Annotated in this window: 25 protein-coding genes; 11 read left to right on the top strand and 14 right to left on the bottom strand. The window is 64.8% G+C overall.

Going from position 1 to position 24590, the window contains the following annotated elements:
- Window positions 1-78: 78 nt before the first annotated feature.
- The 3 genes from ACCC97_RS02220 to ACCC97_RS02210 are packed head-to-tail and all read right to left on the bottom strand — an operon-like array spanning window position 79 to window position 3756.
- Complete coding sequence (locus ACCC97_RS02220) at window positions 79-495, bottom strand: SRPBCC family protein (protein ID WP_413313184.1); 417 nt, start codon at window positions 493-495, stop codon at window positions 79-81.
- A gap of 13 nt (window positions 496-508) precedes the next feature.
- A complete protein-coding gene (locus tag ACCC97_RS02215) occupies window positions 509-1387 on the bottom strand; it encodes a helix-turn-helix domain-containing protein (protein WP_413331478.1) in 879 nt (292 codons plus the stop codon).
- 35 nt (window positions 1388-1422) lie between these two features.
- Window positions 1423-3756 (bottom strand): xanthine dehydrogenase family protein molybdopterin-binding subunit, encoded by a 2334-nt coding sequence (locus tag ACCC97_RS02210; RefSeq protein ID WP_413331477.1) that lies wholly within the window; start codon window positions 3754-3756, stop codon window positions 1423-1425.
- 201 nt (window positions 3757-3957) lie between these two features.
- Between ACCC97_RS02210 and aat the strand changes: the two genes are divergently transcribed.
- Genes aat through ACCC97_RS02195 form a run of 3 tightly spaced genes read left to right on the top strand, consistent with a single transcriptional unit; the run spans window position 3958 to window position 6401 of the window.
- A complete protein-coding gene (aat, locus tag ACCC97_RS02205; RefSeq protein WP_413331476.1) occupies window positions 3958-4713 on the top strand; it encodes a leucyl/phenylalanyl-tRNA--protein transferase in 756 nt (251 codons plus the stop codon).
- On the top strand, window positions 4710-5543 hold the full coding sequence (locus ACCC97_RS02200) for an arginyltransferase (RefSeq protein ID WP_007834223.1): 834 nt from the start codon (window positions 4710-4712) through the stop codon (window positions 5541-5543). Before aat ends, ACCC97_RS02200 begins: the two co-directional genes overlap by 4 nt.
- Before the next feature lie 30 nt (window positions 5544-5573).
- Entirely contained in the window at window positions 5574-6401 is an 828-nt protein-coding gene (locus ACCC97_RS02195) for an IclR family transcriptional regulator (protein ID WP_056599149.1), read from the top strand.
- Window positions 6402-6487: 86 nt separating this feature from the next.
- On the opposite strand, the gene ACCC97_RS02190 is transcribed toward ACCC97_RS02195, so the two are convergent.
- The 8 genes from ACCC97_RS02190 to ACCC97_RS02155 all read right to left on the bottom strand — a co-directional run bounded on the left by ACCC97_RS02190 (window position 6488) and on the right by ACCC97_RS02155 (window position 16045).
- Entirely contained in the window at window positions 6488-7678 is a 1191-nt protein-coding gene (locus ACCC97_RS02190; RefSeq protein ID WP_413331475.1) for a serine hydrolase, read from the bottom strand.
- Between the two features lie 116 nt (window positions 7679-7794).
- Entirely contained in the window at window positions 7795-9333 is a 1539-nt protein-coding gene (locus tag ACCC97_RS02185) for a 2-isopropylmalate synthase (protein ID WP_007834227.1), read from the bottom strand.
- 43 nt (window positions 9334-9376) lie between these two features.
- Window positions 9377-11080, bottom strand: coding sequence for a 2-isopropylmalate synthase (leuA, locus tag ACCC97_RS02180; RefSeq protein WP_413331474.1), 1704 nt, complete (start codon window positions 11078-11080; stop codon window positions 9377-9379).
- 185 nt (window positions 11081-11265) lie between these two features.
- Window positions 11266-12090 carry a CDP-diacylglycerol--serine O-phosphatidyltransferase gene (gene pssA / locus ACCC97_RS02175; RefSeq protein WP_007834231.1) on the bottom strand — a complete coding sequence of 275 codons (825 nt, stop codon included), beginning with the start codon at window positions 12088-12090 and terminating at the stop codon, window positions 11266-11268.
- Between the two features lie 188 nt (window positions 12091-12278).
- Window positions 12279-13295, bottom strand: coding sequence for a ketol-acid reductoisomerase (gene ilvC, locus ACCC97_RS02170; protein ID WP_007834233.1), 1017 nt, complete (start codon window positions 13293-13295; stop codon window positions 12279-12281).
- Window positions 13296-13344: 49 nt separating this feature from the next.
- Entirely contained in the window at window positions 13345-13605 is a 261-nt protein-coding gene (locus ACCC97_RS02165; RefSeq protein ID WP_007834235.1) for a DUF4282 domain-containing protein, read from the bottom strand.
- A gap of 53 nt (window positions 13606-13658) precedes the next feature.
- Window positions 13659-14150 carry an acetolactate synthase small subunit gene (gene ilvN, locus ACCC97_RS02160; RefSeq protein WP_007834236.1) on the bottom strand — a complete coding sequence of 164 codons (492 nt, stop codon included), beginning with the start codon at window positions 14148-14150 and terminating at the stop codon, window positions 13659-13661.
- Between the two features lie 110 nt (window positions 14151-14260).
- The gene (locus tag ACCC97_RS02155) at window positions 14261-16045 is read right to left on the bottom strand and encodes an acetolactate synthase 3 catalytic subunit (RefSeq protein ID WP_007834237.1); all 1785 of its coding nucleotides are present in this window, start codon (window positions 16043-16045) and stop codon (window positions 14261-14263) included.
- 294 nt (window positions 16046-16339) lie between these two features.
- Here ACCC97_RS02155 and ACCC97_RS02150 point away from each other — a divergent pair, with 294 nt between their 5' ends.
- The 6 genes from ACCC97_RS02150 to ACCC97_RS02125 are packed head-to-tail and all read left to right on the top strand — an operon-like array spanning window position 16340 to window position 19783.
- Window positions 16340-16906, top strand: coding sequence for an RNA polymerase sigma factor (locus ACCC97_RS02150; protein WP_413331473.1), 567 nt, complete (start codon window positions 16340-16342; stop codon window positions 16904-16906).
- Entirely contained in the window at window positions 16903-17328 is a 426-nt protein-coding gene (locus tag ACCC97_RS02145) for a DUF3619 family protein (RefSeq protein WP_007834240.1), read from the top strand. The genes ACCC97_RS02150 and ACCC97_RS02145 overlap by 4 nt, the downstream gene beginning before the upstream one ends.
- A 15-nt stretch (window positions 17329-17343) precedes the next feature.
- Complete coding sequence (locus ACCC97_RS02140; protein ID WP_413313167.1) at window positions 17344-18177, top strand: DUF3106 domain-containing protein; 834 nt, start codon at window positions 17344-17346, stop codon at window positions 18175-18177.
- A 13-nt stretch (window positions 18178-18190) separates the two neighbouring features.
- Window positions 18191-18757: an RDD family protein gene (locus tag ACCC97_RS02135; RefSeq protein WP_413331472.1), complete on the top strand. Its 567-nt coding sequence runs from the start codon at window positions 18191-18193 to the stop codon at window positions 18755-18757.
- Window positions 18754-19161: a diacylglycerol kinase gene (locus ACCC97_RS02130; protein ID WP_413331471.1), complete on the top strand. Its 408-nt coding sequence runs from the start codon at window positions 18754-18756 to the stop codon at window positions 19159-19161. Before ACCC97_RS02135 ends, ACCC97_RS02130 begins: the two co-directional genes overlap by 4 nt.
- Window positions 19162-19192: 31 nt before the next feature.
- On the top strand, window positions 19193-19783 hold the full coding sequence (locus ACCC97_RS02125) for a TIGR00730 family Rossman fold protein (RefSeq protein ID WP_413331470.1): 591 nt from the start codon (window positions 19193-19195) through the stop codon (window positions 19781-19783).
- Between the two features lie 44 nt (window positions 19784-19827).
- On the opposite strand, the gene ACCC97_RS02120 is transcribed toward ACCC97_RS02125, so the two are convergent.
- Both ACCC97_RS02120 and ACCC97_RS02115 read right to left on the bottom strand, forming a co-directional pair.
- The gene (locus ACCC97_RS02120; RefSeq protein ID WP_007834250.1) at window positions 19828-20166 is read right to left on the bottom strand and encodes a P-II family nitrogen regulator; all 339 of its coding nucleotides are present in this window, start codon (window positions 20164-20166) and stop codon (window positions 19828-19830) included.
- Window positions 20163-21860 (bottom strand): NAD+ synthase, encoded by a 1698-nt coding sequence (locus ACCC97_RS02115; RefSeq protein WP_007834251.1) that lies wholly within the window; start codon window positions 21858-21860, stop codon window positions 20163-20165. Before ACCC97_RS02115 ends, ACCC97_RS02120 begins: the two co-directional genes overlap by 4 nt.
- A 19-nt stretch (window positions 21861-21879) precedes the next feature.
- On the opposite strand from ACCC97_RS02115, the gene ACCC97_RS02110 reads away from it, so the two are divergent.
- Both ACCC97_RS02110 and ACCC97_RS02105 read left to right on the top strand, forming a co-directional pair.
- Window positions 21880-23052, top strand: a complete 1173-nt coding sequence (locus ACCC97_RS02110; RefSeq protein WP_007834253.1) for a GNAT family N-acetyltransferase — start codon at window positions 21880-21882, stop codon at window positions 23050-23052.
- 59 nt (window positions 23053-23111) lie between these two features.
- The gene (locus ACCC97_RS02105; RefSeq protein ID WP_413331469.1) at window positions 23112-23864 is read left to right on the top strand and encodes a hypothetical protein; all 753 of its coding nucleotides are present in this window, start codon (window positions 23112-23114) and stop codon (window positions 23862-23864) included.
- Here ACCC97_RS02105 and ppa read toward each other — a convergent pair whose 3' ends face one another.
- Window positions 23865-24392, bottom strand: coding sequence for an inorganic diphosphatase (ppa, locus tag ACCC97_RS02100; RefSeq protein WP_007834256.1), 528 nt, complete (start codon window positions 24390-24392; stop codon window positions 23865-23867).
- Window positions 24393-24590 lie beyond the last annotated feature (198 nt).

Below are 24590 nucleotides of genomic sequence, written 5' to 3'. Positions count from 1 at the left end.
GATTGGGTGTTTGGCGACTTCCAGTCTCTCAAACCCAATCCGGATGAACACCGGATACAACCTATTGGAGCTTCACATCTAGGCGGCTGCCGAAGCGGAGCGGCCCTCGAGCGCGGCCTTCATGGCCATCCCACCCTGCGCCATCATCGGCTCGATGTAGGCCGCGATGGCGTCGGGCAGCACGTCGGTGATCCAGACGAAGCGAGAACGGCCTTCTCCCTCGGTGAAAACCTGCGCGGAAGCATGGTGATGGGCGGCCTGCCCGCCGGTGACGGTGTAGGCCAGCCGCCGATGGGCGTCGTCGATGCCGACCAGCATTTCGCGCGCGACAAGACCGTTGGCGAAAGTGAGGATGCGGGCGCCTTCGGCGTCGATCGTGCAGCCGGTGAGAAAACCCGGTGCCAGCCGCGTGTGCACCGCCTTGAAGTCGCGCAGCGCATCCCATACCCGGGCAGCATCCGCCTCGACGATGAATTCCTTGTAGACCGTGGCCATGGCAAACCTCGCTTCAGGGGTTGATCAGGCGGTCATCATCGAGGAGCGCGGCGATGCGGTCTTGGAAAATCCTGCGGTCGCCCCGGGCCGCCTTGCGAAAGCCCCCCGGCGACACGCCGGCAGCGCGGCGGAAGGTGCGCACGAAGTTGCTGAGGTCGGCAAAGCCCACGTCGAGCGCCACCTCGGTCACGGGCCGGCTGCCGTCGTCGGCCAGCAGGCGCGCGGCATGCCGCAGGCGCGAGCGCACGAGGTACTGGTGCGGCGTGACGCCCAGCACCTGAGAGAAGAGCCGCAGGAAGTGGAACGAACTCAAGCCGGTTTCGGCGGCGGCGCCATCAAGGCCGATGTCGTGCTGCGAGTGCGCGTCGATCCACATCGCGGCATCGACCGCGCGGCGGCGGTCGCGCGGTACGGCCGTGGACGCGGAGCCGGACTTGGCTCGGTCGGACACGACTTCGACGAAGCGGCTCGCGAACCACATGCCGAGTTCGTCCAGGCCCACGTCGCTGTGCCCATCGGCCGCGGCCTGCGCGAGTTCGCCGATCACCACGAGTTCGGCCAGGGGTGGCAAGCCGCCGGTGCGCCAGGTCTTCCGGTCGCCGCCGATCAGGTCGACAAAGCCCGGCGACAGGTGGAAGGCCAGGCACTCGTCGCCGCAGACATGGTGGTCGTGCGTGCAGACGTACTCGTCGCCCGGGCAGCCGACCAGCACCGATCCGGCGACCAGTTCGTAGGCTTGGCCGCGCGTGCGGTAGCCGAAGCTGCCCTTGCGCACATACGAGACCGAGTAGCCTTCATGCAGTTCGGTGAAAGGCTGCGCATCGGGCCCCGCGTCGCAGCGGTAGCTGGCGACGCGGATCGGGTCGGTCTGCAGTTCGGTGGTGACGAGCATGGCTTGCGCCTTTCAGGTCCACCGCACCGCAATGCTCAGTCGATGGTCTGCATGGCCTGCCACACGCGCGCCGGGCTCAGCGGCATGTGCAGGCGCGGCGCGCGCGTGGCGAGGCCATTGCGTGCAAAGGCATCGGCCACCGCATTGACGATGGCCGGCGTGGCGCCGATGGTGCCGAGCTCGCCCACGCCCTTCACGCCCAGCGGGTTGTTCTTGCACGGCGTCGATTCGTCCATCTCCATCTGGAACATCGTGTCGACGATGTCGGCGCGCGGGGCCGCGTAGTCCATCAGGCTGCCGGTGACGGGCTGGCCGGTTTCGTTGTCGTACACCACCTGCTCGTACAGCGCCTGCCCGATACCCTGCACCGCGCCGCCCTCGAGTTGGCCGCGCACGATCATCGGATTGATGACCCGGCCCACGTCGTTGACCGAGCTGTAGGCCACCACGCTGATTTCGCCGGTAGGCGGATCGATCTCGATCTCGCAGATGTGGCAGCCGTTGGGCCAGGTCGGGCCGGCCACGGTGCTGGTGGAGTCGACGAAGATCTCTCGCTCGGGCTGCTTGGCGGCAAGCGCAAAGAGGTCGAGTTCGAGGTCGGTGCCGGCCACGTTGAAGACGCCGCGGCTGTAGACGATGTCGTCGATGGAGGCCTCGAACTCCTGCGCGGCGAGTTCGCGCGCCTTGTCGATGGTGCGCTCGGCACCGACGCGCACGGCCGAGCCGCCGGTGAACAGCGAGCGAGAACCGGCGCTGCCGAAGCCGTCGCCGCGGTCGGTATCGCCGAGCACCACGCGCACCTTCTCGATGGGCACGCCGAAGGCATCGACCGCGAGTTGCGCAAGCGAAGTGGCAATGCCCTGCCCCATGGCGTTGACGGCGGAAAACACCTCGATCACGCCATCGGCCTGCACCGAGACCGTGACACGCTCCTCGAACACATTGCCGCCTGTCCATTCGAGGAAGGTGGCGATGCCCAGGCCGCGGTGCCTGCCCTTGCTGGCCGAGTTGGCCGCGCGGGTCTCGAAGCCCTCCCAGTCGGCGAGCGTCAGCGCCTGGTCCATCACCGACTCGAAGTTGCCGGTGTCGTAGGTCTGCGCCATCGGGTTCTGGTACGGCATCTGCTCGGGGCGGATGAAATTGCGGCGGCGCAGCGCGATGCGGTCGATACCGGTCTGGCGCGCGGCCTCGTCCATCAGCCGCTCGATGGTGAAGATGGCCTCGGGGCGCCCTGCTCCGCGATAGGCGCCGGTGGGCGCGGTGTTGGTGAGCACCGCCTTGAAATGGAAGTCGATGGTCTGGATGTCGTAGACGCTGGTCTGCACCCAGGGGCCGATCAACAGCTGGATCGCGACACCGGTGCCAGTGGCGTAGGCGCCTACGTTGGCCAGCGTCTTGATGCGCAGGGCCAGGATCTTGCCGTCGGCGTCGAGCGCCATTTCGGCGCGCGCCTCGATGTCGCGCCCGTGCGCGCTCGACAGGAACTCCTCGCTGCGCTCGGCCACCCACTTCACCGGCCGGTCCACCTGCAGTGCGGCGAAGGCGACCGCAATGTCTTCAGGGTAGGCACCGGTCTTCATGCCGAAGCCGCCACCGACGTCGCCAACCACCACGCGCACCTTTTCCTTTGGAAGGCCGATGGCGGCACAGACGGAATCGCGTACGCCGGAGGGCATCTGCGTGCTCATGCGGATCGTGAGGCGGCCGGTTTCGGGGTCGCGCGCCGCCAGCACGGAACGCGGCTCGATCGTCAGGGCGACCACACGCTGGTTGTGCACGTCGAGCGCCACCACATGGGCGGCCTTGGCGAAGGCCGCGGTCGCGGCCTCGCTGCTGCCGTGGCGCATTTCGGCGGCGATGTTGCCCGACGCTTCTTCGCACAACAGCGGTGCATCGCTGGCGATGGCACTCTCAAGGTCGACCACCATGGGCAGGTCTTCGTAGTCCACCATGATGGCCTCGGCGGCATCGCGGGCCTGCTGCACCGTATCGGCCACCACGGCGGCCACGACTTCGCCGACGAAGCGTGCGCGCTCGTGCGCGATGGCATAGCGCGGCGGGCTGGCGCTGTCGCTGCCGTCCGCCCGCTTGAAGCCCGCGGCGCCCGGCAGGGGCTTGACGCCGGCCTCGGCCATCTCGGCACCGGTAATCACGCGCAGCACGCCGGGCATGGCGGCGGCGGCGCTGGTGTCGATGGAGAGAATACGCGCGTGCGGATAGGAGGATCGCAGGAAGACGAGATGCGCCTGCTCGGGAAGCGTGAGGTCGTCGGTGTAGCGTCCGGCGCCTGACAGCAGGCTTTCGTCCTCGAGGCGGCGCACCGCCTGGCCGCTGCCGAAGCGCGTGGGATTGGGTTCAGTGGTCAACATGGTCCTCTTGTGCTCATCCCCGGCGTGTGCGCGGGCCTGCCTGATCTGCTTGTGGAAGCTGCGATTGCAAGCTGTGGACTATAGGGTTTTCGGCGGGTTTTGTGGTGCCGCAGCGTGAGGGCCGAACCTTGTGGCGCGTCAGCGGTGTGCGATTTTCACCCGGCTGGATTCGGTTTCGCGAAGCCGTGTATACCTATGCCCATGCGACAACTGCCTTGGCTCGAACCCGGAGACGCCCTGCCCGACCCCGCCTCTGCCTGGGGCGTGGCCGACCCCGTCCCCGGGCTGCTGGCGGCCGGTGGGGCGCTCGATGTCGATACTTTGATGCAGGCCTATGGCAACTGCGTCTTCCCCTGGTTCAGCGAAGACCAGCCGATTCTGTGGTGGAGCCCGGACCCCCGCATGGTGCTGCAGGTGGCGGAGTTCAAGCTGCACCGGTCGCTGCGCAAGACGCTGTTGCGCTTCATGGAGACACCTGGATGCGAGGTGCGCATCGACCATGACTTCGCGGCCGTCATCAAGGCCTGTTCGACCTCGCCGCGCGTCGGCCAGTCGGGCACATGGATCGTGCCGGACATGGTCAGGGCCTATACGGATTTGCACGACGCCGGCCATGCCCACAGCGTCGAGACCTGGATCGACGGCAAGCTCGCGGGCGGACTCTACTGCGTAGCCCTGGGCCGCGCGGTGTTCGGCGAGTCGATGTTCACCCGCCGGCCGGACGCCTCGAAGATCGCACTGGCCGCGCTCGTGGCGCTGTGCCGGCATGCCGGCGTCCAGATGATCGACTGCCAGCAGAACACCTCCCATCTCGCGAGCCTCGGCGCCCACGAGATGGCGCGCAAACGCTTCGTCGCACACGTGGCGCGGGTACGGCAACAGGAGGGCCCACGCTGGCGATTCGACCCCGTATACTGGTCCGAACTCCTTTCCGCGCGACCTCTTTCACCGACGTGACGCACCTCAAGGACCTTCCGCTTCACACGCTGCAGTTCTACGCAACGGCGCCCTACCCCTGCAGCTATCTGCCGGACCGGCAGGCCCGCTCGCAGGTGGCCACGCCCAGCCACCTGATCCACAACGACGCCTATTCAGACCTGGTGCTCAGCGGCTTCCGGCGCAGCGGCATGTTCACCTACCGCCCCTATTGCGACGGCTGCCGGGCATGCATTCCGCTGCGGGTGCTGGCCAACAGTTTCCGGCCCACGCGCAGCCAGCGCCGCGCGCTCAAACAGCATGCCGGCCTGCAGGCGCGCGTGCTCAAGCTGTGCTTCATGCCCGAGCACTACCAGCTCTATCTGCGCTACCAGACCGGCCGCCACGCGGGCGGCGGCATGGACCACGACAGCATCGACCAGTACACCCAGTTCCTGCTGCAGAGCCGTGTGAACTCCCGGCTGGTGGAGTTCCGCGAAACGCTGCCCGACGGCAGTGCGGGCGCGCTCAGGATGGTGTCCATCCTCGACGTGCTGAACGACGGCATCTCGGCCGTCTACACCTTCTACGAGCCCGATACCCGCGCCGCGCCGGGCCGTCTCGAGCAAGCGGACGGCCCCCAGGGGGGGCAGCGAGAACACGAAGGGTCGAGCGTGGGGGCAATCTCCACCGGCTACGGCACCTACAGCGTGCTCTGGCAGATCGAGCAGGCCCGCAAGCTGGGGCTGCCGCACGTCTACCTCGGGTACTGGATCGAACACAGCCCGAAAATGAGCTACAAGGCGCGTTTCTCCCCGCACGAAGTATTGGTGGATGGACACTGGCAGGCGCCGGGCGATTTCACAAGGTAAAATGGCGCCCGGTCATCACCGCAGAGCGCCATGAGAAAAAACCAATCCGACATTCCCGCCGTTCCCGTGATCCAGGTGATCGAGCGCATGTTCGCGCTGATCGATGTCCTGGCATCCCGCGAGGAGGCGATTTCGCTGAAGGAAATCAGCGAAAAGACCGGGCTTCATCCCTCGACCACGCACCGTATCCTCAACGACCTGGCGGTCGGCCGCTTCGTCGACCGGCCCGAAGCCGGAAGCTACCGGCTGGGCATGCGCCTGCTGGAGCTGGGCAACCTGGTGAAGGGCCGGCTCAACGTGCGCGATGCAGCACTCGGCCCGATGCGCGAGTTGCACAAGCTGACGCAGCAGCCCGTCAACCTCAGCATGCGCCAGGGCGACGAAATCGTGTACATCGAGCGCTCCTACAGCGAGCGCTCGGGCATGCAGGTGGTCCGGGCCATCGGCGGACGGGCCGCCCTGCACCTGACCTCGACGGGCAAGCTGTTCCTGGCGGCGGACGATCCGCAGCGGGTGCGCAGCTATGCCACGCGCACGGGCCTGGCGGGCCACACGCGCAACAGCATCACCCAGTTGCCGGCGCTGGAGCGTGAGCTGTCGAAGGCGCGCCAGTACGGCATCGCCCGCGACAACGAGGAACTGGAACTGGGCGTGCGCTGCATGGCTGCCGGCATCTACGACGATCAGGGCAAGCTGGTGGCGGGCCTGTCGATCTCGGCGCCGGCCGACCGGCTGGACGAAGGCTGGCTGCCCAAGCTTCAGGCCACGGCCAATGAAATCTCGGGCGCACTGGGCTTCAAGGACGGAATGGCCGTCACGCCGTCGCCCACGAGCAGCAGCACCCCGCCGGCAGGCTGACCCGAAGAAGAAGGCCGGCCTCAAAAGCAAACAGGCCCTGCGAAGGGCCTGTTTTCATTGCGGTCTGACGGACTGTTGCGAATCGATCAGCCGGCCACCTGGTAGCTGGTATTGCGCGAAGAAGCGGCTGGCGTACCGTTGGCATGGGTGGCCTCCACCCAGCGGCGAACCCGCTCGGCGTCGGCGATGCGGCTGAACTTGCCGGCCGAATCCAGGAACACCATGATCAGCTTGCGCCCGGCCACCCGGGCCTGCATCACGAGGCACTGGCCGGCTTCGGAGATGTAGCCGGTCTTCTGCACGCCGATTTCCCAATCGGGGCTCTTCACGAGGCGGTTGGTCGTGTTGAACTGCAGCACGCGGTTGCCGACCTCGACCTGGTACTCAGGCGAAGTGGACAGGGAACGCACCGTGGCATCGGAGTAGGCAGCATTGACCAGCAGCGCCAGGTCTTGCGCGCTCGACTGGTTGCGGCTCGACAGGCCGGTGGGCTCCACGTAGCTCGTGTCCTTCATGCCGAGCATCTTGGCCTTGGCATTCATGATGCTCACGAAGGTCGTCAGGCCACCCGGGTAGGTGCGGCCCAGCGCGTGCGCGGCGCGGTTTTCGCTCGACATCAGCGCCAGGTGGAGCAGTTCGCCGCGCGAGAGCGTGGTGCCGACCGTCAGGCGCGAACTGCTGCGCTTTTCGGTGTCGACGTCATCCTGCGTGATGGTGATGAGTTCGTCGTTCGGCAGATGGGCCTCGCTGATGAGCAGGCCGGTCATGAGCTTGGTGAGCGATGCAATCGGCAGCACGGCATGGTCGTTCTTGCTGAACAGCACTTCGTGCGTGTCCTGGTCGACGACCAGCGCAACGCTCGACTTCAGGTCGAGCACGTCCTCGGTGCCATGCAGGCCAGCCATCTGGCCGAAAGATTGGCGCGGCGCCTCTGTGACGCGAACCACCGAGCGGCGCTGCACGGCCACTACAGTCTTGCCGTTCCTCTTGCGGATGGTGGCCACGACATTGCGGCCGCCACGAACCACCTTGTCCGCTTTTTCGTTGTTCTCGGCCCGTCCGGCACGCGCCGTCTTGGACGATGCGCTGCGCTTGACCTCGACCGGCACCGGCCCCTTCGCCTTCTTGGCGACGGCGGCTTTGGCGACAGGCTTTTCTTTCTTCGCGGCCTGGGCGCCAGGCAGCAAAAACGCCGCGGCGCACAGCGCAACGGCGAGCATTTTGAGTGCGGGTAGAAACCGCTGGCTGGAAACTCGGCGGAGACGGGCTTCAGACATTTATAAATCTCCAGCGGCGACAAACGAGGACCGCAGTGTATCGAAATCAAAAAAGGCACGCAATATCAGTTACTTGCGTCCTCTTCTTCAATCGAAAATCAAGGACCGCCTAAAACCTAACCCTGTGCCGCAACTCTCTCAGCTTGGCTCTGTAACTTGTTGAGCGCGCTCAAATAAGCCTTTGCCGAAGCGACCACGATGTCCGGGTCTGCACCCACACCGTTGACCACCCGCCCTGCGTTTTGTAACCGAACTGTAACCTCCCCTTGGCTTTCCGTCGAGCCACTGATGGCATTGACAGAGTAAAGAACCATTTCGGCGCCGCTCTTGACGTGCGACTCGATGGCTTTCAGGGAAGCATCAACCGGGCCATTCCCGTCGGATTCGCCGGTGACTTCCTTGCCCTGGACGGTGAACACGACCTTCGCCTGGGGGCGCTCGCCGGTTTCGCTGTGCTGGGAGAGAGAAACGAAAGCAAACTGCTCACCAACGTTCGACACCTCTTCCGCGCTGACGAGCGCGAGGATGTCCTCGTCGAAAATTTCCGACTTGCGGTCGGCCAGCTCCTTGAACCGGAGGAACGCGGCATTGATGTCGCCCTCGCTTTCCATGGCCACGCCCAGCTCCTGCAGTCGCTGCTTGAAGGCGTTGCGGCCGCTGAGCTTGCCAAGCACGATCTTGTTGGCCGCCCATCCCACGTCCTCGGCGCGCATGATCTCGTAGGTGTCGCGCGCCTTGAGCACGCCGTCCTGGTGAATGCCCGAGGCGTGCGCGAAGGCGTTGGCCCCCACCACCGCCTTGTTGGGCTGCACCACGAAGCCGGTGGTCTGGCTGACCATGCGGCTCGCGGCCACGATGTGCTGCGTGTCGATGCGCAGGTCGAGCCCGAAATAATCCTTGCGGGTCTTCACCGCCATGACCACTTCCTCGAGCGAGCAGTTGCCCGCGCGCTCGCCCAGCCCGTTGATGGTGCATTCCACCTGGCGCGCGCCGCCAATCTTCACGCCCGCCAGCGAATTCGCCACGGCCATGCCGAGGTCGTTGTGGCAGTGCACCGACCAGATCGCCTTGTCGCTGTTGGGAATGCGCTCGCGCAGCATCTTGATGAAGTTGCCGTAGAGCTCGGGAACGGCGTAGCCGACAGTGTCCGGCACGTTGATGGTGGTGGCACCTTCGTTGATCACGGTTTCGAGCACCCGGCACAGGAAGTCCGGGTCGCTGCGATAGCCGTCTTCGGGGCTGAACTCCACGTCCGCCAGCTGGTTGCGCGCGAAACGCACGGCCAGCTTGGCCTGCTCGTGCACTTCGTCGGGCGACATGCGCAGCTTCTTCTCCATGTGAAGCGGCGAGGTCGCGATGAAGGTGTGGATGCGCCCGCGGGCCGCGCCCTTGAGGGCCTCGGCCGCGCGCGCAATGTCGCGGTCGTTGGCGCGCGAAAGGCCGCACACCGTCGAGTCCTTGATCGCATTGGCAATCGCCTTTACGGCCTCGAAGTCGCCGTTCGAGCTGGCGGGAAAGCCGGCTTCGATGACGTCGACCTTCAGCCGCTCCAGCAGCTTGGCGATGCGCATCTTTTCATCGCGCGTCATCGAGGCGCCGGGCGACTGCTCCCCGTCGCGCAGGGTGGTGTCGAAAATAATGAGTTGGTCAGTCATCGTGGATCTCCTGTGTTCGTTCCCACCTTGCGCGTCGGCAGCGTCAGGCGGCTTCAACCACCGATTGTGCGCCGTGTGCGCCCAGGGCACGAGCACGCTGCACGCCCGAGACAATTGCCTTCAGCGACGCCGTGATCACGTTCGCGTCGATGCCCACGCCGAACAGCGTGCGGCTTTCGTCGACGCGCAGTTCGAGGTAAGCCACGGACTTCGCATCGGCGCCGGCGCCGATGGCATGCTGGTGGTAGTCCATCACGCGTACCGTATGGCCGGTGGCCTGGCTCAGTGCTTGCGTGAAGGCGTCGATGGGGCCGTTGCCGCGGCCTTCGATGGCATGGGTTTCACCGTTCCACGACAGGTCGCCGCGCAGGACCACGGAGGCGCTGGCGCCCTCGCCTTCTTCCTCGATCACGCGGTGCTGCAGTGCCTGAGCGGTCTCGATGCCGTACTCGCGCACGAACAACTGCCAGAGGTCGGCGGCGGTGAGCTCCTTGCCGGCAACGTCCATCACGCGTTGCACGGTCTGCATGAATTCCATCTGCAGGCGGCGCGGCATCTCGAGGCCATATTCGCTCTCGAGCAGGTAGGCCATGCCCCCCTTGCCGGACTGGCTGTTGACGCGGATCACGGCTTCATAGCTGCGGCCCACATCCTTCGGGTCGATGGGGAGATAAGGCATGTCCCAGATGTCGCCTTCCCTGCGCGCGGCGAAGGCCTTCTTGATCGCGTCCTGGTGCGAGCCCGAGAACGAGGTGTAGACGAGGTCGCCCACATACGGATGGCGCGGGTGCACGGGAATCTGGTTGCAGTGCTCGACGGTGGTACGGATCTCGTCGATATTCGAAAAATCGAGCTCGGGCGAAACGCCTTGTGTGTAGAGGTTGAGCGCGACGTTCACGAGATCAAGGTTGCCGGTGCGCTCGCCATTGCCGAACAGACAGCCCTCAATGCGCTCGGCGCCGGCCATCAAGGCCAGTTCGCCGGCCGCGGTGCCGGTGCCGCGGTCGTTGTGCGGATGCACGCACAGCACGATCGAATCGCGGCGCGCAAGGTTGCGGTGCATCCACTCGATCATGTCGGCGAAGATGTTCGGCGTTGAATGCTCCACCGTCGTGGGCAGGTTCACGATGCATTTGCGCTGCGGCGTCGGGGCCCAGACCTCGGTTACCGCATCGACCACGCGCTTCGAGAACATCACGTCGGTGCCGGAGAACATCTCGGGCGAGTACTGGAAGGTCCACTGCGTGTTCGGCTGCCTGGCGGCGAACTCGTTGAACATGCGGGCATGGCTGCTGGCGAGCTCGACGATCTGGTCTTCGTCCATGCCGAGCACCACGCGGCGCATCACGGGCGCCACGGCGTTGTAGAGGTGCACGATGGCGCGCGGTGCGCCCTGCAGCGATTCGAAGGTGCGTTCGATGAGATGGTCGCGCGCCTGCGTCAGCACCTGGATCGTCACGTCGTCGGGAATGCGGTCTTCCTCGATGAGCTTGCGCACGAAGTCGAATTCGACCTGCGAGGCAGAGGGAAAGCCGACTTCGATTTCCTTGAAGCCGATGGCCACGAGGGTTTCGAACATGCGCATCTTGCGCTCGATGTCCATGGGCTCGACCAGCGCCTGGTTGCCATCACGCAGGTCGGTCGACAGCCAGATCGGCGCCTTGGTCAGCACGGCATCGGGCCAGGTGCGGTCCTTGAGGCCGATCGGGGCGAATGCGCGGTATTTGCTTTGAGGTTGCTTGAGCATGTCGATTTCTCTGAGATGGTTGGTAATCAACCAGCAACCCCAAAAACAAACGGCCCGTTGCTGGTGCGAACGGGCCGTGGTGAGGGATTTGCGCGTGCGCTACCGTCTCCGCCCGTGAGGGAGGGCTAGTAGGGCCAGCAGCGAAATCTTGGTCATGAGGGCTGTGAATGTAGCACAAGCCGCCGTCAGTTATGCAAGCCCCGTTCGTCCGGCTCTTCGGTCGAGGTGCTGATCACGCTCGCCGGCTGCCCCTTGGCCTTGCGCCACGCGTAGACCACGTAGCCACTCAGGCCGTACATGACGAAAAGGCCGAACAGCACGGTGGGCGGATGGATGTTGATGACCGCGATCCCGAGCGCGATGAGCACGATTGCGGCAAAGGGCACGCTCTTCTTCATCTGGATGTCCTTGAAGCTGTAGAACGGCGCATTGGTGACCATCGTGAGGCCCGCATACAGCGTGAAGGCAAAGGTGACCCAGGTGATCTGCGTCCACGAGAGATACAGCACCTCCCCGCCGCGCTTGCCCCATTCGTCCACGAGCCAGATGAAGCCTGCCACCAGTGCAGCAGCCGCGGGCGACGGCAGCCCCTGGAACCAGCGCTTGTCGACCACGCCGGTGTTCACGTTGAAGCGCGCGAGCCGCAGCGCCGCGCAGGCGCAATACACGAAGGCGGCGATCCAGCCCCAGCGGCCCAGGCCCTTGAGCGACCACTCGTAGGCGATGAGCGCCGGCGCGGCGCCAAACGACACCATGTCGGACAGCGAATCCATCTGCTCGCCGAACGCGCTCTGCGTGTTGGTCATGCGGGCCACGCGCCCGTCCAGGCTGTCGAGAATCATCGCGGCGAACACACCGAGCGCCGCGAGGTCGAATCGCGCATTCATGGCCATCACGACCGAGTAGAAACCGCCGAACAACGCCGCGAGCGTGAACAGGTTCGGCAGGATGTAGATGCCCTTGCGGCGCTTGCGCGGCTGCACGTCGTCGGGAATCGTATCGTCATGCATTGGAATGGCCTCCATCGCTCGCGGGCGCTGCGCGGTCAGCTATCCATTCGATAGCATCTATGTCTGTGAGTCGCATGGCTTGCAGTGTAGTTCAGGGGACCTCTTCGGCCCCTGCAAACAAAAGGGCCACCGCGACGGGTGGCCCTTGGGAAACGGGTGCCGAAAGCACCCTCTCGCCGGGAGGAAGATCAGTTGCGGGTCTGATCGACCAGCTTGTTCTTCTTGATCCAGGGCATCATCGCGCGCAGCTTTTCGCCGACGACTTCGATCTGGTGCTCTGCATTCAGGCGGCGGCGGCTGATCAGCGCAGGCTGGCCGGCAGCGGCCTCGAGCACGAAGCTCTTGGCGTATTCGCCGGTCTGGATGTCGCGCAGCACTTGCTTCATGACCTTCTTGGTCTCGTCGGTCACGATGCGCGGGCCCGTGACGTACTCGCCGTATTCGGCGTTGTTCGAGATCGAGTAGTTCATGTTGGCGATGCCGCCTTCATAGATCAGGTCGACGATCAGCTTGAGTTCGTGCAGGCATTCGAAGTAGGCCATTTCGGGCGCGTAGCCGGCTTCCACCAGCGTTTCGAAGCCGGCCTTGATCAGCTCGACCGTACCGCCGCACAGAACCGCTTGTTCGCCGAACAGGTCGGTCTCGGTTTCTTCGCGGAAGTTGGTCTCGATGATGCCGGCCTTGCCGCCGCCGTTGGCGGTGGCGTAGCTCAGCGCGAGGTCACGCGCCTTGCCGGTCTTGTCCTGGTGCACGGCCACGAGGTGGGGCACGCCGCCGCCTTGGGTGTAGGTGCTGCGCACCGTGTGGCCGGGGGCCTTGGGGGCCACCATCCACACGTCGAGGTCGGCGCGCGGCTGAACGAAGCCGTAGTGCACGTTGAAGCCGTGCGCGAAGACGAGCGAAGCGCCTTCCTTGATGTGCGGGGCCACGTCGTTCTTGTAGACGTTGGCGATCTGCTCGTCAGGCAACAGGATCATGACCACGTCGGCCGCCTTCACGGCGTCGGCGACTTCGGCGACCTGCAGGCCGGCCTTGCCGACCTTGTCCCACGAAGCACCGCCCTTGCGCAGGCCGACCACGACCTTGACGCCGCTGTCGTTCAGGTTCTGCGCGTGCGCATGGCCTTGCGAGCCGTAACCGATGATTGCCACCGTCTTGCCCTTGATGAGGCTCAGGTCCGCGTCTTTGTCGTAGTAAACCTTCATGTATTTCTCCTAAAAAATCTCAAGCACCCGCAGAGCGGGTGAATTTCACTCAGAGGCCGGAGGAATTCCGGTCCTTCATTTGCTGGTTGATGGACACGAGGCTGTCGTGGATGCGGAACAGCACGATGAGCAGTTCGCTGTAGATGCGAACACCGATGGCACCGAAGATCAGGAACGTGAAGGCCGGCAGGTACTGGCGCTGGTAGAGCGCCGCCCCCGCAAGGACAATCACGCCCAGCAGGCCGAGAAAGTAGAGCACCCGGACGATCGCGGGAGTCACCATCCTGTCGAAACCGAGCAGACCTCGCATCACTTTTGCCTCATGTGTGGATGAACGAATGAACTGAGGGCGCCTTTACCCTCCTACACGCGCAGAATGCGCTCGCCGCGGCCGATGCCGCTGGCACCGGTACGGACAGTCTCGAGGATAGCGCTACGTTCGATCGCTTCCAGAAAAGCGTCGTTCTTGCCATGGTCGCCAGTGAGTTCGATGGTGTAGCTCTTGTCGGTCACGTCGATGATGCGGCCGCGAAAAATTTCGGCCATGCGCATCATTTCCTCGCGCTCCTTACCGACCGCGCGCACCTTCACCATCATGAGCTCGCGCTCGGTGTAGGCGCCTTCGGTCAGGTCGACGACCTTCACGACTTCGATCAGGCGGTTCAGGTGCTTGGTGATCTGCTCGATCACGTCGTCGGAACCGGTCGTGACGATGGTCATGCGCGAGAGGCTCGCGTCCTCCGTGGGTGCGACCGTCAGCGATTCGATGTTGTAGCCACGGGCCGAGAACAGGCCCACCACGCGGGAAAGAGCACCCGGCTCGTTTTCCAGCAGCACTGCAATGATGTGTTTCATGTTTGCGTGACTCCTCTTTTCGCCGCCCTCCCCCGCGCACGGTAATGCGCGGGCTTGGCGGGCAATAGATTCGTCAGTAAAGGTTGAGCGAGAGAAAAATGCCCCGCGGATCAGAGATCCTCGGAACCCATCAGCATCTCGGTGATGCCCATGCCGGCCTTCACCATCGGGAACACGTTCTCGGTGGGGTCGGTGCGGAAGTCCATGAACACCGTGCGGTCCTTGAGCTTGCGTGCTTCGCGCAGCGCGGGCTCCACGTCTTGTGGACGCTCGATCAGCATGCCGACATGGCCATAGGCCTCGGCGAGCTTCACGAAGTTGGGCAGTGCGTCCATGTAGCTGTGGCTGTAGCGGCCGGAGTATTCGATCTCCTGCCACTGGCGCACCATGCCCAGGTAGCGGTTGTTGAGCGAGCAGATCTTGATCGGCGTGTTGTATTGCAGGCAGGTGGAGAGTTCCTGGATGCACATCTGCACCGAGCCTTCGCCGGTGATGGTGAACACTTCCGAATCGGGCTTCGCGAGCTTGATGCCCATGGCGTAGGGAATGCCCACACCCATGGTGCCCAGGCCACCCGAGTTGATCCAGCGGCGCGGCTCGTCGAAGCGGTAGTACTGTGCAGCCCACATTTGGTGCTGGCCCACGTCCGACGTGATGTACGCGTCGGCGTCCTTGGTCATGTTCCAGAGGGTCTCGACCACGTACTGCGGCTTGATCACGTCCTTGTTGCCGCGGTCGTACTTGAGGCAGTCGCGCGAGCGCCAGGCTTCGATGGTCTTCCACCAGTCGGCCAGCGCGCCGGCGTCGGGCTTGGTGGTGCTCTCGCGGATCATCGAGATCAGCTCGGTGAGCACGTCCTTCACGTCGCCGACGATCGGGATGTCGACCTTCACGCGCTTGGAAATGCTCGACGGGTCGATGTCGACGTGGATGATCTTGCGTTCGTTCTGCGCGAAGTGCTTGGGGTTGCCGATCACGCGGTCGTCGAAGCGCGCGCCCACGGCCAGCAGCACGTCGCAGTTCTGCATCGCGTTGTTGGCTTCGATGGTGCCGTGCATACCCAGCATGCCGAGGAACTTGCGGTCGCTCGCCGGATAGGCGCCCAGGCCCATCAGCGTATTCGTGACCGGATAGCCGAGCATGTCGACCAGCGTGCGCAGCTCGTTGGTGGCGTTGCCCAGCAGCACGCCACCGCCGGTGTAGATGTAGGGACGCTTCGCGGCCAGCAGCAATTGCAGCGCCTTGCGGATCTGTCCGCCGTGGCCTTTGCGGACCGGGTTGTACGAGCGCATCTCGACCTTGTCGGGATAGCCTGCATAAGGCGTTTTCTTGAACGAAACGTCCTTGGGCACATCCACCACCACCGGGCCGGGACGGCCGCTGCGTGCGATGTGGAAGGCCTTCTTCATCGTCATGGCCAGATCCTTGGGATCCTTGACGAGGAAGTTGTGCTTGACGATGGGACGGGTGATGCCGACCGTGTCACATTCCTGGAAGGCGTCGAGGCCGATGGCGGCCGTCGGCACCTGGCCCGAGATGATCACCATCGGGATCGAGTCCATGTACGCCGTCGCGATGCCGGTGACCGCATTGGTCAGGCCAGGACCGGAGGTGACCAGCGCCACGCCGACGTCGCCGGTGGCGCGCGCATAGCCGTCGGCCGCGTGGACGGCAGCCTGCTCGTGGCGTACCAGCACGTGCTGGATGGTGTCCTGCTTGTAGAACGCGTCGTAGATGTAGAGAACCGCGCCGCCCGGGTAGCCCCAGACGTACCGGACGCCTTCGGCCTGTAGTGCCTTGACCAGCACTTCAGCGCCCATGAGTTCTTGCGTCGGATTGCCTGCGCCTGAGGACGCGGCTGCTGCGGAAGCGATTTCCGCCTTGGAGATTTCCATGATCAACCTTTGTGTTATTTCGGGAACGAAATACCTTGGGTGCCCCTTGCCAACCCTTGTGGGGCCGCGCCAGGACTTGAGGCCAAAGCCATGGGCGGACTGATGTTCCGCCGGACCGTGACCCGTTTGCCTTTTGACTTGCAAGGCGAATTATGACATTTCTGGGCGTTCAGATTCGCTTCAGCTGCCCTGTAAAGCCACAAAGGCATAATCCGCGGCGATAAACACACATGCGACTTACGCAATCGCCAGACCCCTTTTCCCATGCGGCGCGCCTTTCGCGCCCCCTCTCGCTTGGCCACTGAACAAGAACTCTCCGACTTCCTGAAAAGCGTCGAACGGCGCGCTTTCAAGCGCTCGGTCTACCACGTGCGGGATGAAGAAGCTGCGCTCGATATCGTGCAGGACAGCATGATGAAGCTGGCGCAGCACTACGGTGACAAGCCGCCGGCCGAGTTGCCGATGCTGTTCCAGCGCATCCTGTCGAACTGCACGCTCGACTGGTTCCGCCGCCAGAAAACCCGGCGTGCCCTGTTCTCCAACCTCAGCGATTTCGAATCGGTCGACGACGACGGAGATTTCGACCTGCTGGAGAACTTCGTCTCGCCGACCGACTCTAGGGAATCGGAGAGTGCCGAAGACACGACCCGCCGCGCCCAGGTCTTCCACGAAATCGAGGAACAGATCGCGGCACTGCCGGGTCGTCAACGCGAGGCTTTCCTGATGCGTTACTGGGAGGAAATGGACGTCGCAGAGACGGCCGCTGCGATGGGCTGCTCCGAGGGCAGCGTCAAAACCCATTGTTCGCGAGCCGTTCACGCTCTGAGCAAGGCGCTCAAGGCCAAGGGAATATCGCTATGAACACTAAGGTTCCAACATCAACTTCCAGCACCGCCGAAGACCAGTTCGGTCAGCGCGTGATTGCCCGCCTTTCGGCCGGCAATCGGGAGTTGCCGCACGACATCGGCGAACGGCTTCGCGTGGCGCGCGCACAGGCCGTGGCCGCGCGCAAGCTGCCTCCGCAGCTGCGAACCGCGACTGTGGCGGTGCAGTCGGGTCATACGCTCACGATGGGTGGCAGCTGGTGGACCCGCATCGGCTCCGTGGTGCCGCTGATCGCACTCGTGGCCGGCCTGATCGCCATCAGCGCGATGCAGGAGGACGATCGCGCCAGCGAACTGGCCGAAGTGGATTCCGCGCTGCTGACGGGCGACCTGCCGCCCGCCGCCTACACCGACCCCGGTTTCGCTCAATTCCTGAAGGCCGACAGCGCCTCCGACTGAACCCTCACCAACCGAATGCGACGCCGCTCCATCTCCAGCGCGAACACTACCCATCCGTTGCGCCCGCTCCAGGCGGGCGTAGTCGTTTGGGCGGGTGCGCTTGCGGTCGCAGCCTTCGGCCTGACGCTCGCCAACGCCCAGCCCCCCACCGAGGCGGCGGTCAAGGGCTCGACCCCGGCAAGTTCCGCGTCTGCCACCAGCCCGAAGGCCGTCTCGACCACAAGGCCACTCTGGAGCGAACTCACGGCCGAGCAGCAGCAGGCCCTCAAGCCGCTCAGCGTTCACTGGAACACGCTGAACGTCGGCCAGAAAAGGAAATGGCTGGCGCTGTCTCGCAACTACGCGAGCATGTCAGCCGAAGATCAATCCACCCTGCACAGCCGCATGATCGAATGGGCTGCCCTGAGCAACCAGCAACGTGCGCAGGCTCGCCTGAACTTCGCCGAGGTCAAGCGCATTTCACCCGACGAGCGCAAAGTCAAATGGGAGCAGTACCAAGCCTTGAGCGAGGAAGAAAAGCGCAAGCTTGCGGAACGCGCCCCACCCAAGCCACGCGGGGCAGCCATTCCCGTTCGGCCGGTTTCGTCCCAGAAGCTCGTGCCGGTGCCGGCCGTCACGCCTGCAGGGCAGCACACGCCCAGAATCCTGCTGGCACCGCCGCCCCCGGCCGTGCCCGCAACGATCCTGGTGGCCTCGCCGCCGGAGCGAGCCCCCGCGGTCACGACGCCGGCGGTTTCCGTCACGCCTGCGCCCCCGGCGCCAGCCAGCGCCACGTCCGCGCCGGTTCCGGCGGAAGCCCAGGTACCGGCGCCGTCTTCTGGGGCCGAGGCACCTCCCTCTGCCCCCTGATCCCAAGGCTCCGATGGTTTCCAGCTCCCCCGAGGCGTCGGGCTCCGATCAGGCCGCCTCGCAGATTCCTCCAGCAACCCACGCTCCTGTTTCGATAGTGCCGGGCCTCTGGCGCCGCATGGCCTGCTGGCTCTATGAGGGCATGCTGCTGTTCGCCGTGGTGTTCGTTTCAGGCTGGCTCTTCAGCACGCTGGGCCAGATGCGCGACGCCATGGATTCACGGCGCCATCTTTTTCAGGCTTTTCTTTTCGTGGTGTTCGGCGTGTACTTCGTCTGGTTCTGGACCAAGGGCCAGACCCTCGCCATGAAGACCTGGAACATCCGCATCGTCGATGCACACGGACGGCCTGTCAGCCAGCGCCGGGCGTTGGCGCGCTACCTGCTGAGCTGGGTCTGGTTTCTGCCGCCGCTGGCCGCCATTGCGCCGTTCAAGCTGTCGGGCGGCGAATCGACCGTCCTGATTTTCGGCTGGGTCGCCGTCTGGGCGCTGCTGGCGCGTTTTCACCCCGAGCGCCAGTTCTGGCACGACGCCTGGGCCGGTACACGGCTCATCACCTCCAAACCGATGAGTCGCCGATGAGTGCCTTGCCCAAGCTCCCCGATCCCTCCGTCAATCCGCAGAAAGCCCGCAAGGGCCTCGAACGGGTCTGGCATGCCGCGCTGATTTCTCTGCACGGCCTGCGCGCCGGCTGGAGCGAGCCCGCTTTCCGCCAGGAAGCCATCATGTCGATCGTGATGATCCCGGCCGCCTTCTGGCTCGGACACGGCTGGACCGAGGTGGCGCTGCTCGCGGGCAGCGCGATCCTGGTGATGATCGTCGAGCTGCTCAACACCGCCGTCGAAGCAGCCATCGACCGCATCGGGCCCGAGTGGCACGACCTCTCCAAGCGCGCCAAGGACATGGGCAGCGCCGCGGTGCTGCTCTCGCTCACGCTTTGCGGGGGCATCTGGGCGGCGGCGTTGTGGCAACGATTCGTGTCATGAGCAGGCCCGCGGGCTGCGGCATGATGGCAGGATGAATCCTGAATTTTCGATTTGCGTGTATTGCGGCTCGCGCCCCGGCGAGCGCCCCGAGTTTTCCCAGGCCGCGCAAGCGGTCGGCCAATGGATCGGCCGGCATGGCGGCCAACTGGTCTATGGCGGCGGCCGCACAGGCCTGATGGGCACGGTGGCCGAGGCCACCCGCCTCGCCGGCGGCCGCGTGGTCGGCATCATCCCCAAGGCACTGGTCGACAAAGAACTGGCCAACCCGCTGTGCGATGAACTGCATGTGGTCGACACCATGCACGAGCGCAAGGCCATGATGGGCGAGCGCGCCGACGCCTTTGTCGCCCTGCCGGGCGGCATCGGCACCTTCGAGGAACTGTTCGAGATCTGGACCTGGCGCCAGCTCGGCTATCACGACAAGCCGACCGGCATCCTCAACACCGTCGGCTATTACGACGGCCTGCTGGGCTTCCTGGCGCACAGCGTGCGCGAAGGCTTCATGGGCGAATGGCAGATGGAACTGATCCGCACCGGTACCGACGTGCCCGAACTGCTCACGGCGCTGCGCGCCGAAGTGCCGCTCCACCCGCGCGAAGACAGGCTGTCGGAAAACCTCTGAGGCGCGCGGTTCGAAAAAAGCCCCCGTTGCCGGAGGCTTTTGCTTCAGACTGCGTTCTCGTTTTCTTCGCCGGTGCGGATCCGCACGATGCGTTCCACGTCCGTCACGAAAATCTTCCCGTCGCCAATCTTCCCGGTGCGCGCCGAGCTGACGATGGCCTCGATGCAGCGTTCCACATCGGCCTCGTTGACGACAACTTCCACCTTCATCTTGGGCAGGAAGTCGACCACGTATTCGGCGCCGCGGTAGAGCTCGGTGTGCCCCTTCTGGCGGCCGAAGCCCTTGACCTCGGTGACGGTCAGTCCGGTAACGCCCACTTCGGCCAAGGCCTCGCGCACGTCCTCGAGCTTGAAGGGTTTGACGATGGCGGTGATCTGCTTCATGGTTTTTGCGCTCCGGCGGTTTCGTTGAATTTGCTGGTGATAGGGTAACGCCAATCCTTGCCGAAGCTTCGGTGGGTGACCCGGATGCCTACCGGCGCCTGACGCCGCTTGTATTCGTTGATCCTGATGAGCCGCGCAACCCGCTCGACCACCGCGCGGTCGTAGCCCGCGGCAATGATCTCGTCGATGCCTTCGTCGTCCTGCATGTAGCGTGCCAGGATGCCGTCAAGGATGTCGTAGGGCGGCAGGCTGTCCTGGTCGGTCTGATCGGGGCGCAGCTCGGCGCTGGGAGGCCGCGTGATGATCCGCTCGGGGATCGGCGCCGCCCCCATGCCGTACGGATCGTGGGCATTGCGCCAGCGCGCCAGCGCAAACACGGTGGTCTTGAGCAGGTCCTTGATGACCGCGAAACCGCCCGCCATGTCGCCGTAGAGTGTGCAGTAGCCGGTGGCCATCTCGCTCTTGTTGCCCGTAGTGAGCACGATGGCGCCGAACTTGTTCGACAGCCCCATCAGCAGCGTGCCGCGGATGCGGGCCTGGATGTTTTCCTCCGCCGTGTCTTCGGGCCGGCCCTTGAATTCCTCTGCCAGCGCATCCTTGAAGGATTCGAAGGTGTGCTTGATCGAAATCTCGTCGTAGCGCACGCCCAGGCGGCCGGCCATGTCGCGCGCATCGATCCAGCTGATGTCGGCGGTATAAGGCGAAGGCATCATCACCGCGCGAACCTTGTCCTTGCCCAGTGCATCGACCGCGATCGCAAGCACCAATGCGGAGTCGATACCGCCCGAAAGCCCCAGGATGGCGCCCGGAAAACCGTTCTTGCCGACGTAGTCGCGCACGCCCAGCACCAGTGCGTCCCAGAGCTGTGCTTCGGCGTCGCGCGGGGGTGCGATGGCAGCCGGCTCGGCCACGAAGCCGACGCTGCCCCGGGGCGTGCGCTCCAGCTGCGCGAAGACCAGCTTCTCCCGGAAGCTCTCCGCCTGCATGGCGGTGGTGCCATCGGCCTGCAGCGCGAACGAAGCGCCATCGAACACCACCTCGTCCTGCCCGCCGACCAGGTGCGCATACACCAGCGGCAGCCCCACGGCACGCGCTCGGTCGGCCATGCGCGCGACGCGCTCGCCCTCCTTGCCCACGTGATAGGGCGAGGCGTTGATCACGGCCAGCACCTCGGCGCCGGCGTCGCGGGCCAGCTCGGCCGGCTGGTCGAACCAGGCGTCCTCGCAGATCAGCAGTCCAACGGAAACCCCGCCCGCCTCGAACACGCAAGTGCCCTGCCCCGGCGTGAAATAGCGGCGCTCGTCGAACACCTGGTAGTTCGGCAGTTCGCGCTTGGCGTAGGTTTCGAGGATGCGGCCTTCCTTGATGACGCTGGCCGCGTTGTGGCGCATTTGCACGGCCACCGAGCGACTGCGCAGGCTGCCGCCGGTTGGATGCCCCACCACCACGACCATGTCTTTGAGGTCGGCCAGAGCGGCAGCAATGCCTTTCACGGCATCATCACAGGCTTCGGTGAAGGCGGGACGGAGGAACAGGTCCTCCGCCGCATAGCCGGCAATCGAGAGTTCGGGCGTCAACAAGAGACGCGCGCCCTGTGCATGGGCCTGGCGCGCGGCGTCGACGATCTTTTTCGCGTTGCCGGCGAGGTCGCCCACCACAAAATTGAGTTGCGCGATGGCGAGCTTGAGCGTCATACAGAAGGAAGAAAAAGGCTTGAACGATTATGTCATTCGGGTTCTGTCGTCGCCGTCGGACCTGAGCCCGGAAGCATGGAACGCGCTGCTGGCCGCCGAGGCCGAGCCCTCGCCTTTCATGCGCCACGAATACCTTGCGGCGCTGAATGACAGCCGCAGCGCCTCGCCGGACAGCGGATGGGTGCCGCAGTTCGTCACGCTGTGGCAAGGTGAGCAGTTGCAGGCGGCGTGCCCGTTCTACATCAAGGACCATTCGTACGGCGAGTACGTGTTCGACTGGGCCTGGGCCAACGCCTACGAGCAGCACGGGCTGGCCTACTACCCGAAGGCCGTGGTTGCAGTGCCTTTCACGCCCGTGCCCGGCGCGCGGCTGCTGGCGCGCGATGCGCAGAGCCGCACATTGCTGGTGCAGGGGCTCGTCGCGCTGTGCAAACAGGAGGAACTGTCGTCGCTGCACCTGCTGTTCGGCGCCGAGGCGGACATCGCCGCCTGCGTCGAAGCCGGCCTGATGCTGCGCAACACCGTGCAATTCCACTGGACGAACACGGCACCCTCGGCCGGCACCGGCTACGCGGACTTCGACGCCTTCCTCGCCAGCCTCTCCCACGACAAGCGCAAGAAGATCCGCCAGGAGCGCCGCAAGGTGGCCGACGCGGGCGTGAGCTTCCGCTGGTCGCGCGGCGCCGACATCTCGAAGGCCGATTGGGACTTTTTCTACCGCTGCTACGAACGCACCTACCGCGAGCATGGCAACCCGCCCTACCTCACGCGCGACTTCTTCCGGCGCATGGCCGACACCATGCCCGAAGCCTGGCTGCTGTTCATCGCCGAGCGCAACGGCAAGCCGATGGCCGCCAGCCTGATCGCCCTCTCGACGCAGTCCGACAGGCCGTTGGTCGCCTATGGCCGCTACTGGGGTGCGCTGGAGCGCGTCGACTGCCTGCATTTCGAGGCCTGCTACTACCAGCCGCTGGCCTGGTGCATCGAACATGGCGCCCAGCGCTTCGAGGGCGGCGCCCAGGGCGAGCACAAGATGGCGCGCGCGCTGATGCCGGTGAAGACCACCAGTGCCCACTGGCTGGCGCATCCCTCGTTCGCCGATGCAGTCGAGCGCTTCCTGGAGCGCGAGGGTGCGGGCATCGAGAACTACATGGACCACCTGGGCGAGCGCAGCCCCTTCAGGTCCGCCTGAGTTGTGCCATTCGGGGCTGCTATAAAGGCGCCCGATTCGACAACAACACAAAGAAACCAATGCCATTCTTCGGACTGGGGCTGCACGTCCTCATTGCGCTGTTCTTTGCCGTGCATGCAATGCGCCACGGCAAGCAGATGTACTGGCTCATCATCCTTTTCAGCTTCCCGCTGCTGGGCAGCATCGTGTACTTCATGGTCGAGTATCTGCCCGCTTCGCGCATGCAGCGCACCGCGGGGAAGGTGGCGAACGCGGCCATCGGCTTCATCGATCCCGAGCGCGAATACCGCGCGGCCACCGAGGCCTACGACCTCGCGCCTACGGCGCAGAACAAGCTGCGCCTTGCCAAGGCCGCGCTCGACAAGGGCCAGGCCGCCGATGCCGTCGGCCACTACCGCGACGCGCTGAAGGGTCCGCTCGCCTCCGATCCCGAATTGCAGTTCGGCCTCGCCAGCGCGCTGATGGCCGCAGGCAGCCCTTCGGCGGGTCGTGACGCACTGCAGGCCTTGCAGACCCTGCGCAGCACGCGCGACGATTACCGCAACGACGAAGTCGCCGTGCTGACGGCCCGCGCACTGGCGGCCGACGGGCGCAACACGGAAGCGCGCGAAGCCTTCGAAGCCGCATTGAGCAAATACAACACGGTCGAGGCGCGCGCAAGCTATGTGGTCTGGCTGGCGCAGCAAGGCGACGCCGCTGCGGCGCAGCGCCAATGGGACGAACTCCAGCAGGCCGCGCGCCACTGGAACTCGCACGCCAGGTCGGTCAACCGCGAGTGGATGCGGCAGGCTGGCGATGCGGTCCGGGGCTGATTACTTCTTGTAGGCGGCGATGCCGTCCAGGACTTCCTTCTTGGCGGCGTCGATGCCTTCCCAGCCCAGCACCTTGACCCACTTGCCGGCTTCCAGGTCCTTGTAGTGCTCGAAGAAGTGGCTGATGGCCTTCAGGCGCATCGGGTTCACGTCGTCGACTGACTTCCAGTGGCTGTAGATCGGCAGCACCTTGTCGGTGGGCACGGCCAGCACCTTGCCGTCGACGCCGGCCTCGTCTTCCATCATCAGGATGCCCAAGGGGCGGCACGGCACCACCACGCCCGGCAGCAGTGGGTATGGGGCAATCACCAGCACGTCCACCGGGTCGCCATCGCCCGACAGGGTCTGCGGCACGTAGCCGTAGTTGGCCGGGTAGTACATGGCCGTCGTCATGAAGCGGTCGACGAAGATCGCGCCGGATTCCTTGTCGACTTCGTACTTGATCGGATCGGCGTTCATCGGGATTTCGATCACGACGTTGAAGGCATCGGGGACGTTCTTGCCGGGGGAAACTTTGTCGAAGGACATGACGTTTTTCGAGTAGTTGAAAAGTATGAGAGGGATGGGGACAAACCCGGAGTTTACTTTCCGCGTCACCGACCCGTCGCACGCACGCTCGTTTTTGCCTGTAAATTGCAACCGTTGGCCAATCGGCTCCGCACCCCAGGTGCAGCGAGCTTCGAGGAAGCAACGCGGCGGAAAACATGGTCCCGTACGCGTTGCACG

The organism is Variovorax sp. Varisp85, assembly GCF_047304045.1.
GTDB lineage: Bacteria > Pseudomonadota > Gammaproteobacteria > Burkholderiales > Burkholderiaceae_C > Variovorax.
Note: the sequence above shows the minus strand (reverse complement) of the source record. Positions and strands in the feature narration are given on the sequence as shown.